The sequence below is a fragment of the Catenulispora sp. EB89 genome, from assembly GCF_041261445.1.
Lineage (GTDB): Bacteria > Actinomycetota > Actinomycetes > Streptomycetales > Catenulisporaceae > Catenulispora.
Genome location: NZ_JBGCCU010000046.1, coordinates 42108 through 55208 on the forward strand (window position 1 = coordinate 42108; position 13101 = coordinate 55208).

General features: G+C 69.6%; 10 protein-coding genes and 1 pseudogene. 5 read left to right on the forward strand and 6 right to left on the reverse strand.

Going from position 1 to position 13101, the window contains the following annotated elements; translation table 11 throughout:
- Positions 1 to 98: 98 nt before the first annotated feature.
- Positions 99 to 1673 (forward strand): PQQ-binding-like beta-propeller repeat protein, encoded by a 1575-nt coding sequence (locus tag ABH920_RS48535; protein WP_370356400.1) that lies wholly within the window; start codon positions 99 to 101, stop codon positions 1671 to 1673.
- 308 nt (positions 1674 to 1981) lie between these two features.
- Here the strand turns inward: ABH920_RS48535 and ABH920_RS48540 are convergent, their stop codons facing one another.
- Positions 1982 to 3289 carry a sorbosone dehydrogenase family protein gene (locus ABH920_RS48540; protein ID WP_370356402.1) on the reverse strand — a complete coding sequence of 436 codons (1308 nt, stop codon included), beginning with the start codon at positions 3287 to 3289 and terminating at the stop codon, positions 1982 to 1984.
- A gap of 271 nt (positions 3290 to 3560) precedes the next feature.
- Positions 3561 to 6164: a M4 family metallopeptidase gene (locus ABH920_RS48545; RefSeq protein WP_370356419.1), complete on the reverse strand. Its 2604-nt coding sequence runs from the start codon at positions 6162 to 6164 to the stop codon at positions 3561 to 3563.
- Positions 6165 to 7029: 865 nt separating this feature from the next.
- On the opposite strand from ABH920_RS48545, the gene ABH920_RS48550 reads away from it, so the two are divergent.
- Positions 7030 to 8793: a cell wall-binding repeat-containing protein gene (locus tag ABH920_RS48550; RefSeq protein WP_370356404.1), complete on the forward strand. Its 1764-nt coding sequence runs from the start codon at positions 7030 to 7032 to the stop codon at positions 8791 to 8793.
- Between the two features lie 158 nt (positions 8794 to 8951).
- Here the strand turns inward: ABH920_RS48550 and ABH920_RS48555 are convergent, their stop codons facing one another.
- The gene (locus ABH920_RS48555) at positions 8952 to 9419 is read right to left on the reverse strand and encodes a MarR family winged helix-turn-helix transcriptional regulator (protein ID WP_370356406.1); all 468 of its coding nucleotides are present in this window, start codon (positions 9417 to 9419) and stop codon (positions 8952 to 8954) included.
- A 69-nt stretch (positions 9420 to 9488) separates the two neighbouring features.
- Here ABH920_RS48555 and ABH920_RS48560 point away from each other — a divergent pair, with 69 nt between their 5' ends.
- Together ABH920_RS48560 and ABH920_RS48565 are read left to right on the forward strand one after the other, a co-directional pair.
- Positions 9489 to 10430, forward strand: a complete 942-nt coding sequence (locus ABH920_RS48560) for an NAD-dependent epimerase/dehydratase family protein (RefSeq protein WP_370356408.1) — start codon at positions 9489 to 9491, stop codon at positions 10428 to 10430.
- Positions 10431 to 10536: 106 nt separating this feature from the next.
- Positions 10537 to 10698: a hypothetical protein gene (locus ABH920_RS48565; protein WP_370356410.1), complete on the forward strand. Its 162-nt coding sequence runs from the start codon at positions 10537 to 10539 to the stop codon at positions 10696 to 10698.
- A gap of 16 nt (positions 10699 to 10714) precedes the next feature.
- On the opposite strand, the gene ABH920_RS48570 is transcribed toward ABH920_RS48565, so the two are convergent.
- The gene (locus ABH920_RS48570) at positions 10715 to 11689 is read right to left on the reverse strand and encodes an amidohydrolase family protein (RefSeq protein WP_370356413.1); all 975 of its coding nucleotides are present in this window, start codon (positions 11687 to 11689) and stop codon (positions 10715 to 10717) included.
- Positions 11690 to 11850: 161 nt separating this feature from the next.
- Between ABH920_RS48570 and ABH920_RS48575 the strand changes: the two genes are divergently transcribed.
- A complete protein-coding gene (locus ABH920_RS48575; RefSeq protein WP_370356415.1) occupies positions 11851 to 12300 on the forward strand; it encodes a MarR family winged helix-turn-helix transcriptional regulator in 450 nt (149 codons plus the stop codon).
- A 58-nt stretch (positions 12301 to 12358) separates the two neighbouring features.
- On the opposite strand, the gene ABH920_RS48580 is transcribed toward ABH920_RS48575, so the two are convergent.
- The gene (locus ABH920_RS48580) at positions 12359 to 12568 is read right to left on the reverse strand and encodes a hypothetical protein (RefSeq protein WP_370356417.1); all 210 of its coding nucleotides are present in this window, start codon (positions 12566 to 12568) and stop codon (positions 12359 to 12361) included.
- A 184-nt stretch (positions 12569 to 12752) separates the two neighbouring features.
- Positions 12753 to 12842, reverse strand: a pseudogene (locus ABH920_RS48585) (short-chain dehydrogenase/reductase); the annotation flags it as partial.
- Positions 12843 to 13101 lie beyond the last annotated feature (259 nt).

Here is a 13101-nt window from a genome sequence, read left to right on the forward strand (position 1 = left end):
TGAAAGAAGTCGCGGCGGCGGGGCGATGCGATCGTGTCCACACCGGCGCGCGCGGGAAATTCGACCTCATCTTGAAGCCGACGACAGTAAGGCAGGACATGACCGAACTTCCCGGCGTAAACACGAATGCACGAGCCTCGACCCGCAGACTGCGGTACGTGCTCGCCGCGGCGGTGCTCTGCGCGCCGCTCGCTGCCTTTCCCACCGGCGTCTCCGCCGACCCGGCCGCCGCGGCCGCCCGCGTCGACCCGTCGCACGGGTCCCACGGCACCGACTGGCCGAGCGCCAACGGCAACCTGCAGAACACCCGCGCGACCACGCACACCGCGATCGACGCCGCCAATGTGGCGGGCCTGTCGAAGGCCTGGGGCTTCCCGCTGACCGGGCCCGGGACTTTCGCCGGGCAACTCGTGTCGGCCCCGGTCGTGGTGGGCGGCACCGTCTACTTGATCAACACCGACTCCGACGTCTTCGCGATCGACCGCGCCACCGGCACCCTGAAATGGAAGCACGCCTTCACCAGCCCGACGGTGGGCCCCAACGGCTTGGTCTATGCCGACGGGCTGCTGTTCGGCACCACCGTCGACAGCGCCTTCGCGCTCGACGCGCGCGACGGATCGCTCCGGTGGTCCCGACTGCTCGTCCAGAACGGACTGGGCGGAATCGACGTCATGCCGCAGGTCGTCGGCGACAATCTCATCGTCTCCACCGTCCCGACCACGTTCTCCGACTACGCCGGCGGCGCGATGGGCATCATCTACGCCCTCAACGTGCGCACCGGGGCGATCAGCTGGGACTTCAACACCGTCAAGGACGGGTACCTCTGGGGCAATGCCGCGGTCAACAGCGGCGGCGGTACCTGGTACCCGCCCGCCGTCGACAGTGCGGGCCGGATCTTCTTCGGCACCGGGAACCCGGCTCCCTTCGGCGGTCCGGTGCAGTATCCGAACGGCTCCAGCCGGCCCGGCGCGAACCTTTACACCGACTCGCTCGTCGCCCTGGACTCCCGGACCGGCAAGCTCCTGTGGTACCACCAGGCGGTGTCGCACGACTTGCGCGACTACGACTTCGAAGACTCGCCGATCGTCTCCTACACCGAGATCGACGGGGTCCGCACCGAGGTCGTCGTGGGTGCGGGCAAGAGCGGCCAGGTGCTCGCGTTCCGCGCCGACGACGGCAAGCCGTTGTGGACCGTGTCGGTCGGCAAGCACGAGAACGACACCGGCCCGCTGCCCGACACCCCCGTCACGGTGTACCCCGGCGTCTTCGGCGGCGTCGAGACGCCGATGGCCCTGTCGGACGGCCTGCTGTTCGTGCCCTGGTGCGATGATCCGTCCACGTTCACCTCCACGTCCGAGGGCGACCCCGACATCAGCATCGGTACCGGCGGCATCGCCGCGATCCAGGTGGCCACCGGGCACGTGGTGTGGCAGCGGAGCTTCCCCAAGATGGACATCGGCTCCGCGACCGTGGCCAACGACGTGCTGTTCACCGGCACCTTGGACGGCACCGAGTACGCGCTGGACACCAGGACCGGCAGCACCCTGTGGACCGCGCAGCAGCCGGCCGGCATCAATTCGCCGCCGGCGGTCATCGGAAACAGCATCCTGATCGGCGCGGGCTCGCCCGCCGGCGGCACGACGCCGGAACTCGTCGAGTACTCCCTGCCCTGAGTACCCGAGGCGCGGCCCGTGAGCAAGCTGGGGATCCGCGGCGTATACGCCGCGGATCCCCAGCTTTGTGCCATCAGGCGCGTGCGAGTGGTCGCGACGGTCCGGGAGAAACTCAAGGTACTGCTGTCCGCCCGCATGCGGCGGTTCGTCGTGATCCGCAGCGGGATCGGCACGCGGCGCGCAGCACGGAATCGGCTGGCACGCCGCGCGGCGGCTGGTCGAGGACGCGGCGCCGGATCTGTTCGCAGCGGCGCGAGAGAGAACGTGTCGAGCGTGGCCTGAACCGCCGTCGCCCGCAGCCCCCGAACTCAGGCCGAGGCCGGGTCGTCCCAGTCCGGCCACCGCCACAGCCGTCCGCTGCCGGCCTGGGCCTGCACGCCGTCGGCGGACATCTCGAAGGCTCCGAAGTCCAGGATGTACAGCGCGCCGTCGACCGGGCTGAAGCCGACGTCGATCGGCCGGTGCAGCGGGGATCCCGGCCACAGCCGGTGCACCGACCAGTCGGCCGGGTCGACGCGGACCAGGTGCCGCCCGGCGCGCGGGGAGTCGGCCGGCGCGGTCATCGGTGCCTCGTCGCCGAACAGAGTGATCACCAGCTGCCCGGCGAAGCGCGTGTTCGACGGCGCCACCGCGAAGCGGGTGGCCGCCGTGTGCGGCTCGAGGGCCAGCAGCGGCCGCTGCGGCTCCGGCAGCTCGTCGTGGTTGGCCAGCAGGAAGCCCGGCTGCGGGCCGCGCTGCGGCTTGAGGCTCGGATCGGTCACCGGCACCCCGCCGATGAAGTCCGGCCAGCCGTACCAGGCACCTGCCTGGACCTCGTAGAGCAGCTCCGGCACCCCGCCGACCGGGCGGCTGCCCCGGTCGTCAGCACCCTGATCGAGGGCGAGCAGCCGGCCGTCGGGCAGGAAGCCGAGGCCGAACGCGTTGCGCAGCCCCCACGCCACCAGCTCCAGGCCGCTGCCGTCGAGCTCGCAGCGCATGACCGCAGCCGTGCACGGCAACCCCGCGGCGATCCGCTGCCCGGCCTCGGTGGAGGTGCCGAAAGGCACGAACCCGCCGGTGAGCACCTCGGCTTCGGACGCCCCCTCGCGCGGGTCCGGGGTGGCCGAGTCGGCGCCCGTGAGCACCACGTCCAGACCCGGGATGTCGTGGGCGTGCGGGACCCGGCGCAGCCAGCCCAGCTCGAAGGAGTCCAGGCCGATGACGCCGAGATTGGTCATCGAGCCCTGACTGAAGTAGAGCTTCGCGTCGGGCCCGACGACCGCCATGTTGGTGTGGTAGTTGCCCGGCCCCGGCATGCCCTCGACGACGGCTGTACGACTGCCGTCCGGGTCGATCCGGGTGATGCGGCCCGCGCCGCCCTCGGAAACGTACAGCTGCTCCCCATGCCGGCACAGCCCGGTGACCGGACCGGCCAGCCCGTCGGCCACCAGGCTCCGCTGCGCGGCGCCGTCGGCCCCGTCGGCCCCGTCGGCCGCGTCCAGCCGCCACACCTGTCCGCCGGGCGGGGCACCGCCGAAGGGAAGGCCGGACTCGGCCACATAGACCCGGCCCGCCGCGTCGAAGGCGAGACTCGTCGGGAATTGCAATCCTTCCGCCACGACTATGGGTTCTGACACGTACGGTCCTTTCGTCATGCCTCCGAGGTCGAACCCCAGCATGACAGAGTACTTCGATACGGTACAGATCCCATCAAGCAGTTTGTGGGCGCATGAAAAGCGCATTTCGGAAGAACCGCTGGGGGTCGGATTCCATCACAATCTTCAGCCAAAGACCGGGGCTCGAATGTGGCCGCCTGGCGATCCGGAGTGGATCGCCAGGCGGCCGCTGGTCTTGTCTGTCACCGTGAACGCGCGTTATCGCGTCATCGTGCTACGGCGACTCGTGGTGTCAGTTGACGTTCAGCGCGGTGTCGTCGAGCACGAACGACGTCTGCAGGGACGCGTCCTCAGTACCGGTGAACTTCAGGGTGACGGTCTGGCCGATGTAGCTGGCCAGGTTGAAGGAGTGGGACACGAAGCCGCTGGCGGCGTTCAGGTTGCTGTACGTCGCCAGGGTGCCGAGCACAGTGCCGGAGGAGTTCAGGACCTGTACCGACAGCTTGTCGTAGGCGGTGGTGGTCGTGGTCTCCGCGGTGTCGATGTGGACGAAGAACGAGAAGTTCGCCGTCTTGCAGGTGGACGGGATCGTCACGCTCTGGGAGAGCGTGTCGGTGTGGGTGGTGCCGTAGCCGTCGAGCCAGGCGTTGTAGCTGCCGGAGTGGGCGGGCTCGGAGGTGGTGTCGCTGTTGATGACACCGGAGGAGGCGCTCCACGGGGCGGCGCTACCGGTCTCGAAGCCCGGGTTGCCCAGCAGTTGCGTCGCGGTGCAGCCGCCGCCACCGGAGGGGTTTACCGTCCAGGTGAAGGAGGTCGAGCCGGAGGCGGTGCCCGAGGACGCCGTCACGGTCACGTTCGAGCTGCCGGCCGCGCTCGGGGTGCCGGTGATGGCGCCCGAGGAGCTGATCGACAGGCCGGCCGGGAGACCGGTGGCCGAGTAGGTCAGCGACTTGCCGGCGGAGTCGGTCGCCGAGATTTGCAGGGTACTGATGGCAGTGCCCTGAGTCGATGTCTGGTTACCGGGGCTGGTGACCGAGACCGTTTCGCTGCCGGAGCCGTTGACCGTCAGCGTGAACGTGGCGGTGTGTGTCGCCGATGCGCCGGTGCCCGTGACGGTCACCGGGTAGCTGCCGGCGGGCGTGGTGCTCGCCGTGCTCAGGGTCAGCGTCGAGGTCGAGCCGGAGGTGACCGACGACGGGCTGAACGAGGCGGTGGCGCCGGACGGCAGGCCGGCCGCGGTCAGGGCGACCGACTGGGCTGAGCCGCTGGTCAGGGTGGTGGACACGGTCGCCGTCAGGGAGCTGCCGGGGTTGACCGAGCCGGAGGTGGGGGAGAGCGCCATCGAGAAGTCGTTGGTGCTGGCGGTGCAGGTCGGCTCGCCGGACTGGGCCGGGACGCTGACCGCGGTCCAGGCCGCCTTCACGGTGTTGAACTCCGCGCAGGTCGGGTCCAGGGTCTTGGCCGCCTGCAGGGTCCAGACGCGGTAGGTCAGGTACGAGGCTCCCGAGGTCTTCAGCAGCATCGCGTTGTACATGATCTTCTCGGCGTTCTGGATGCCCAGGCCGGTGACCGTGGAGTTGTTGCAGGTCGGGCTGGTCGGCTGGCCGTTGGTCGGGTTGGTTCCCTCGGCCACCAGGTAGAACCAGTGGTTGCCGGGACCGGCCGCGGCGTGCACCTCGTCACCGGGGATGGCGCTGGAGTAGCAGTTCGGGTCGTTGTTGATCAGCGACGGGTTGTACATGTTGCGGATCGGCCCGGTGCCCTGGAGATTGATCTGCTCGCCGACGGTGAAGTCCGGGACGTCGTACGGCGCGGGCTCGTTGGCGAACCACTCGGTGGACGCGCCGAAGGTGTCGGCGACGAACTCCTGGGTGCCGTTGCCGGATATGCCGCCGGGCGTGTGGTCGTCGACGCCGTGGCCCATCTCGTGCGCGATGACGTCGAGCGCGCCGATCCACTGGCCCTGCGAGTTGTAGCCGATCTGGACCTGGGTGCCGTCGTAGTAGGCGTTCTCCTCCTGGTCGCCGACCCGGATCGGCCAGGCGCCGCCGTTGCCGTCCATGCCGTTGCGCCCGTCCCACTGGGCGAGCATCTTGAACTCGGTCTGGGCCCCGAACAGGGCGTCCACGCAGCCGGTCTCCCGGCTGGTCTTGTCGGTGCTGCCCCAGACGTCGGTGGACTTGGTGAACGTGGTGTCGTTCGCAGCGTCCTGACAAGGCATGTTGGTGATGTTCGGGGTGTTCATCGAGAACGAGCTGCCCGAGCCCGAGGTGTCGATGTGGACCGGGTTGGGGCCGTTCCAGGCGCTGGTGCCGCTGCCGTGCTCGACGTGCTCCTGGGTGTGCAGGACCGCGCCGGTCCTGGCGTCGACGTCCACGCTCAGCCGGCTGACGCCGTCGTCGCCGATACCGTCGACGGTGGTCTCCCAGGCCAGGGTGGCCGGTGCGGAACCCAGCGCGTACACGACGAGCTGCGTGCCCTCGACCTTCGAGACCGACTTCAGCTGCCCGGAGGCTGCCTTGACGGCCTGAGTGCTGCTGAGTGTCGGGGTGGTGGACAGCGCGCCGATCGCGTGGTCCTGGGCGACCGACTGGAACACGACCTGGCCGGCGCTGTTGGTGGCGATGACGAAGTCGCCGCCGACCACGGGCAGACCCGAGTACGTGCGCAGATACGGCACGTACTGGGCACCGTTGGACGAGATGACTTGCTGGCGCACGAACTGGTCGTTCGCGCTGGCGTGCAGGAACGCGGGCCGGGCGGCGACGAGCGTGTCAGCGCTCTGGGCGGCCAGGGTCTGTGCGTTCGGGGTGACGACCGGTCCGGCGGCGGCCGCGGTGACGGCTCCGGCGGTCAGCGCGGTGACGCCGGCCGCGACGGCGGTGCCGACGGCCAGGCCGGCGGCGAGCAGTCGGGTACGGCCGCGCTTGGTGTGGGGGTGTTGCGATCTCACGGGCTTCCTCTCGCGGGAGTGGTGCGAAGGGGGTGCGGGGAGAGCGCGCGCCGATGCTTGGTGGCATGGCCCAGCGCAGAACGTCAAGGTTTTGCACAGGATTTGCTATGAGTGTTCTAAGAACCCTGACGTTTCGGAGGAAAGTAGTGGCCTGATTGCGGAACGTCAACGCTTCGGGGGCATCGAGGCGGACGGCCAGACGGTCGTGCGGCCGGATCGGAGGCGCCGAGGCGCTTCTGGACGATGATCCTGCGGGTTGTGTGCATCCCCGCCTTAGTCGAGCTGGCGGGCACCACAAAAGACGCCGCACTGAGATCGAAAACGCCCTCGACCGCACCTTGTCCAACGCATTCCATCGGGCACGCGAGCGGCAGTCACGACGCGATCATTCGCATTCTCATCAGTACCCTGATCTGCGAGGCAGCCTGGTTTTTGTGCCGCGCCCAAAAGCGGGTTTCGCATCCGCGGAGTCCCGGTTCGGCACAGAGAACTCCCTACTTGTCGCCCACGCTTCCTGCCCCGACTCTTGATGCGTCCATCACAGCAATCGGCTATGGAACGAAGAGGGGTGCTCGGCGTGAATCGACAGAGCAGGAATCGCGATATCGCGGCGCGGGCCGTACTAGGGTTTGCAGTCGCGGGTGTGGCGGCGGCGGGGAATATACCGGGTGCGCTGGCCGCTCCGGCCGCTTCGGCTGCCAATACATCGGGCGCTCACGCTGATGTGGTTGCGGCTGCGCACGGAGTCGCGAATAACGGCGGGCTCTACTACGCCAAGCAGGTCGGGTCGACCACTACTTTGCGGTCCGTGGACGCCGGCGGCGACCACGCGACGACGCTGCCGTATCCCAACGGCGGGATGTCGTGGTCGCCGGACGGTTCCAAGTTCGCCGCCTCCGAAGGCGGAACGATCTCCGTGTTCGATGCCGACGGCAGCCACCAGGTGACGGTCTACACGCCGCCCTCGGGCAAGCACGCGTTCCAGCCGCGCTGGCTTCCGGACGGTTCGGCGATCGCGTTCCTCCAGCAGAATTCCCTTGGCGGCGCCCAGATCTGGACGGTGCGTCCGGACGGCACCGGTGCCGCGCAGGTGCCCGCGCCCGCGCCGACGAGCACCTTCGGGTACATCGGCTACGACGTGCTTCCCGGCGGCGGCTACCTGTTGGAGCAGTACTTCAGCACCTACAGCACGATCTCGGTCTGGCACCCCGGCGACGCCGCCCTGCGACAGGTCGCTCAGGGGCTGTTGACGCAGTTCGCCGCCGCGCCGGACGGCAGGTCGTTCGCGGTCCTTTCCGGGACGCCGCAAAGCAGTGGCAGCGTCGTGGTGGACCTCGTCGACATCGCCGGCGGACAGAGCACGCAGATCGCGTCGGGCACCGAGATCGCCTACCTCGTGTGGTCGCCGGACGGAACACGGCTTGCCTACCCGGTGGTCGACGCGACGTCCTCGTCCGGGCCGACGGAGACGCACGTCGCCGTGCGGGACATGCGCACCGGGACGGTCACCGCCGCGGTCGCGCCGGCGCCGAACGTCCTGGACCTGCCGATGGCCTGGCGGCCGGTCCCCACCCCGGTGCAGGAGGACCGGGTCGGGGGCGCCGACCGGATCGGGACCGCGATCGCCACCTCGCAGCTCGGCTTCGCCGCCACCGGCGCCGACGGCCGCCAGGCGCAGGCGGCGGTGCTGACCCGCTCCGACACCTTCGCCGACGCGCTGGCCGGCAGCGCGCTGGCCGCGGACAAGCACGGGCCGCTGCTGCTGACCGGGACCGCGGGACTGGACCCGGCGGTCGCCCGGGAACTCAAGCGCGTCCTGCCGCCGCACGCGAAGGTCTACCTGCTGGGCGGCGTCAACGCCCTGTCCGACCAGGTCGCACAGCAGGTCGCAGCACTCGGATTCACCCCGTCCCGGGTCGCCGGGCCCGACCGGGACGCCACCGCCGTGGCGATCGCGCAGCAGATCACCGCCACGCCGCACACGTTCCTGGTCGCCACCGGCCGGAACTTCCCCGACGCGCTCGCCGCCGGAGCCGTCGCCGGGGCGATCCCGAACGCGGTCGTCCTGCTGTCCGACGACAACACCCTGTCGGCGACGACGAAGAACTACCTGACCGCGCACCACCACAGCGGCGACACCCTGCTCGGCGTGGGCAACCAGGGCAGCAACGCGCTGGCGTCAGCCGTCCCGTCCGCCACGATCACCTCCCAGTTCCGCGGCTACGACCGCTTCGACACCGCGGCCAAGCTCGCGAACCACTTCTACAGCGGAGCATCGAAGCCCTCGACCATCGGCGTGGCGACCGCCGCCAACTGGCCCGACGCCCTCGGCGGCGGCGCACTGCTGGGCGCCCACCCCGGCCCCCTCCTGCTGACCGGCCCCGGGACGAACGGCCTGTCCGCCGGCGAGACCGCGTACCTGACCGCGAACTCCGCAGCCGTCGAGGAGATCGTCGTGTTCGGCGGCCACAGCGTGGTGCCGCCTCCGGTCGCGGCGGCCGTCGCCGACACCGTCACCGTCACTGACAACTGGGGGTACGGCGAGAACCGGGTGGCGCCGGGGCTGCCGTAGGGCTGGGCGTGGGCCGCTGTGGTCGGCCTTGGGGGTACGTTCGGTAGCGAAAGGGTCCCGCCTGCACCGCCTGCACCGCCTGCACCGCCTGGCCACGGCGCCAGCAGTGCAGGCGAGTGCCCTTGTCCGGTGCAGCCGGTCGGGGTCGGTGACGAGGGTCAGGCGCTCTCGTCTTTCGCGTTCTGGAGGACCGTCTGTAGCGCCCGGCGGAGCTCGGCCGCCCCGGTGTCGCCCAGGCTCGACGTGAACGCTTTCTCGGCTTTGGCGTAGCGGTCCTCTGCTTGCCGGAAGACGTCGCGTCCGTGGCCGGTGAGCTCGACGATGTTGCGGCGCCGGTCTCGTTCGGACGGCTTGCGCGCGACGATGCCGCGGTGCTCGAGTGCGTCCAGGAGCGCGACCATCGATGTGGGGTCGACGCCGAGGACGACTGAGGCCTCTTGCTGCGATTTCGCCTCGCCGCCTGCGATGACCCGCAGTACGCCGAGGTCGCGGGGGGTCAGGTCCAGGTCGGCGAGCGCGGCTTCGGTGCGCTGCTCCAGCGCGCGCTGCGCGTGCTTGAGGAGGTACCCGAGCACGTCGTCGTGTGCGCGGATCTGGTCCGCGTCGTCAGAATTCGGCCTCGACACGCCAGTATCGTATCGTAGACTTATCGTCGGTTGCTCCGATGATTTATCTGGCAAACGAAAGGCGTCGTCATGATCCTCGTCACCGGCGGGTCCGGCTTCATCGGCTCCCACACCGTCCGTGCGCTGCACGGCCTCGGTGAGGCGAGCGTCGTGGTGCAGCGCGGGACGGACCAGGTCCCCGACCACCTCGCAGATCTGCCCGTCACGGCCGAGCGGGCCGACGTGGCCGACCTCGACGCGCTGCGCGGAATCGGTGCCCGCCACCGGATCACCGGCATCGTGCACCTGGCGGGCTACCCCGCGCCGCGTGGGACCGTCGGGGGCATCGAGGCCACGCAGGGTCTGCTGGACGGGCTCCTCAACATCGCCCGCGTCGCCCAGGAGTGGGGCGTGCGCCGGGTGGGCCTGGCCAGCACGCTCGGGGTCTACGGCGGCGTCGAGACGGATGCTCCGCTGACCGAGGATCTGCCGGTGCGGCTGACCGCTCCGCACCCGATCCCGCGGTCGAAGAAGATCGCAGAGCTCCTCGGAGAGCAGTTCGCCGAGGCGACCGGCGTCGAATTCGTCAACCTCCGGATCTCCGGCACGTGGGGCCCGCTCGGCCACGAGGACCCGTTCTTCGCCGCACCCGCGCTCGTCCACGCAGCCGCCAGCAGGCAGCCCCTCGACCTGTCGGGCCTGCTCGCCCAGCCGTACCTCGGGGACGGGCTCGATCTGTGCTACGTCAAGGACACCGGCCGGGCTATCGCGCTGCTGCAGCTCGCCGACAACCTCGAGCACCGCACCTACAACATCGCGTCAGGGCGGGTGACCGACAACGCCGACGTGATCGCAGCGATCCGCCGGACGCTGCCGGACGCCGACCTCGAACTCCCGGCAGGCACGCGCCGGCCCGGAGCCGCCCTCGACATCAGCAGGCTTAAGCAGGACACCGGCTTCGAGCCCGAGTACGACACCGCCCGCGCAGCCGCCGACTACATCGCTTGGCTCAGAGCAGGCAACCCGCGCTGAGGTCGGTCGCGGCGGCGGCCTACCGAATGCCTCAGGAAAGAGCCCACCTCTGAAGAACTCTTCCGCGAACGACAACCCTCCGCCGCTCGTCGGTCCAATCCGACGCGTGCAATGGCTGCGCCGTGAACTGCCGAACCTGGTGATCGCCCCCGCCCATGACTACACCGACTACGGCCGGCGGCTGGTCGCGGCCCTGTCCGACGACGAACTGGGCGAACTCGGCGAACTGGCCGACTCCGACCTCGCCGGGCTCAAGGCTCCGCACTGATCAGAGTTCGCACTGATCAGAGTTCGAGTCCGTAGAGGGCTGCGGCGTTGGTCGCGGCGAACTTCTGCCGGTCCTCGTCGGTGGCGAAATGCGCGAGGAACGCGGTGATCTCGTCTCGGGTGGGGTGTTGGAAGGGGTAGTCGGTGGAGAAGATGAGCCGGTCGATGGTGGTGACGGTCAGCGCGTACTGCAGGAGCGCCGGGTTGAGCATGCCGGATGCGGTGATGTGGAAGTTCGTGCGGATGTAGTGCCTGACGGGATGCTGCAGGCCGGCGACGCGCGAGAGGCTGTCGGCGCGGTCGAGCCAGAACAGCAGCATCTCGCCCCAGTGGCCGAGGACGATCTGCAGCTCCGGGTGCCGGTCGAAGGTGCCGGCCAGGATGAGCCGGAGGGCGGCGGTGGCGGTGTCGAGGTGCCAGCCCCATCCGAAGGTGGCCAGGCCGAGGTTGGTGACGGCGTCGAAGCCGCGGTACGAGGCGTCGCGGACGGCGTCGGAGGGGATCTGCGGGTGGATGAAGACCGGCTGGCCGAGGCGCGCGGCGGCGGCGAAGAAGTCCTCGTAGACCGGATCGTCGAGGAAGCGCTCGCCGCAGCGGCCGTAGACCATGGTGCCGACGTGTCCCTGCGCGGCGGCCCGGGCGAGTTCGCCGGCGACGTGCTCCGGGGCGGACATCGGCAGCGTCGACAGCGCCCGCAGCCGCGTCGGGTGCTTGCCGACGGCTTCGATCGCCGTGTCGTTCGCGGCGCGGCTGAGCCGCAGGGCCTGGTCGGGCGGCAGCGGATGCGTCCCAGGCGGGGTCAGGGCGAGGATCGAGACGTCGATGCCCTGCTCGTCCATCGCGGCGATCCGGCCGTCCCCCAGGTCCTCCAGCCGCTGCCGGTGGTCGCCCATCTCGTTGAAGGCCAGGCTCTCGTCCGGCCGCGGCAGGGCTGTGAGGGCGGAGGTGAGCTCCGGCATGATCCAGTGTTCTTCGATGGCGATGAGAGTCATGGTGGCCGCCCTTTCCATCGGCGCCGCCGGCGGCTCGGTCGACCGCCGTGCACCGCGATGCTTATCAATTGACAGCAAAGCTAGCCCAGGGCAGAATTCGCTGTCAATTGATAGCGATCACGCGATGGCAATCACGCGGCGACGACGGAGGTCCCGGGCGGATGGACGAGGAACAGACTTCGCGGCTGTTCGAGCTCGCCGACCTGATTCTGGCGGTGGGCCGCCACATCCAGGCGTCCAAGGAGGCCGCGGCCGAGTCGGGAACGCCGATGGAGGGGGCGGTGATGCGCTACATCGACCGGCACCCGGGCACCACGGCCAGTGCGGCGGCGGAGGCCACGCAGCTGATCTCCAGCAACTTCAGCCGGGCGGTGCGGAACCTGGAGAAGGCGGGCTACATACGACGCGACGTCGATCCCCAGGACGCGCGGCGCGTGCTGCTCTTTCCCACAGACAAGGCGCAGGAGAACCTGCAACGACTGCGTACGGCCTGGAGCCACCTCATGGAGGGGGCTGTCACCGACTCCGAAGAGGCCGAGATCGACGCCGCGATCTCGACCCTGCGGAACATCGAGGCACGTCTTGTCGCCCGAACGCGCGGCGGGAGCTGATCGGCGGGACCCGATCGGCGGGACCTGACGAATCCGGTGAGCCGGCGCGCTGGAGTTCCTAGACGGCGGCGAAGTCGGTCGACAGGGCGAGCTCGCGCCACCGGTCGAGTTCTTCTGCGACGCTCGCGAGCTTGCCCTCGACCAGCTGCACGCAGTCGCCGCCGAGGTGGAGGCGCGCGGCGGCTGGTCTGCCGTGGCCAGTTGCCGGATCGCGGCCACAGCTTTCGCCGGGTTGCCGTTTGCCGGGCTGGCGGCCGTTGTTGGCCACGATCGCCTCGTTGAGTCGGCCGAGCGTGGCGGCGTAGGCCGGGATGTTCTCGGCTGCGTGGCGTCTGCTGCCGGTGCTCAGGAAGTCGGTGCGGCCTCGGTGATTCCCTCCACGGCGAACTTCGAGCGCTGTAGAGAACCTTGAGCAGGCCGAACACATTGGTGTCGAACAGCGCGCGGACTTCGGCGTCGGTGACCTCTTCGATGCCGCTGAACAGGCCGTAGCCGGCGTTGTTGACCAGCACGTCGATCCGGCCGAAGCCAGCGGTGACGGCCTTTGTGGCCTGCTGTTCGTGGTGACGTCGAGGGGCCGGCCAGCAGTGCGCTGCCTGCTTCGCCTGACCCGCTTGCCTCGCCCGCCTCGGGCAGCCATCTGCGAGCTCTCCATTATCGTTCTGCGGCGCTGTAGCTGCCGAGCAGCTTCAGCACGTCAGCCTTGTCTAGGCCGTGTCTGAAAAGTGAGGTGTGAGCGCCTGAGCCGTCACGGCTCGGGCGCCCTGGTGTTGCAGGATGCTGACAAGCAGGTGAGGTCTC

Coding starts and splice junctions, on each gene's coding strand:
- ABH920_RS48560 (WP_370356408.1), top strand. CDS start 9,489: ATGATCCTCGTCACCGGCGGGTCCGGCTTCATCGGCTCCCACACCGTC.
- ABH920_RS48570 (WP_370356413.1), bottom strand. CDS start 11,689: ATGACTCTCATCGCCATCGAAGAACACTGGATCATGCCGGAGCTCACC.
- ABH920_RS48575 (WP_370356415.1), top strand. CDS start 11,851: ATGGACGAGGAACAGACTTCGCGGCTGTTCGAGCTCGCCGACCTGATT.
- ABH920_RS48535 (WP_370356400.1), top strand. CDS start 99: ATGACCGAACTTCCCGGCGTAAACACGAATGCACGAGCCTCGACCCGC.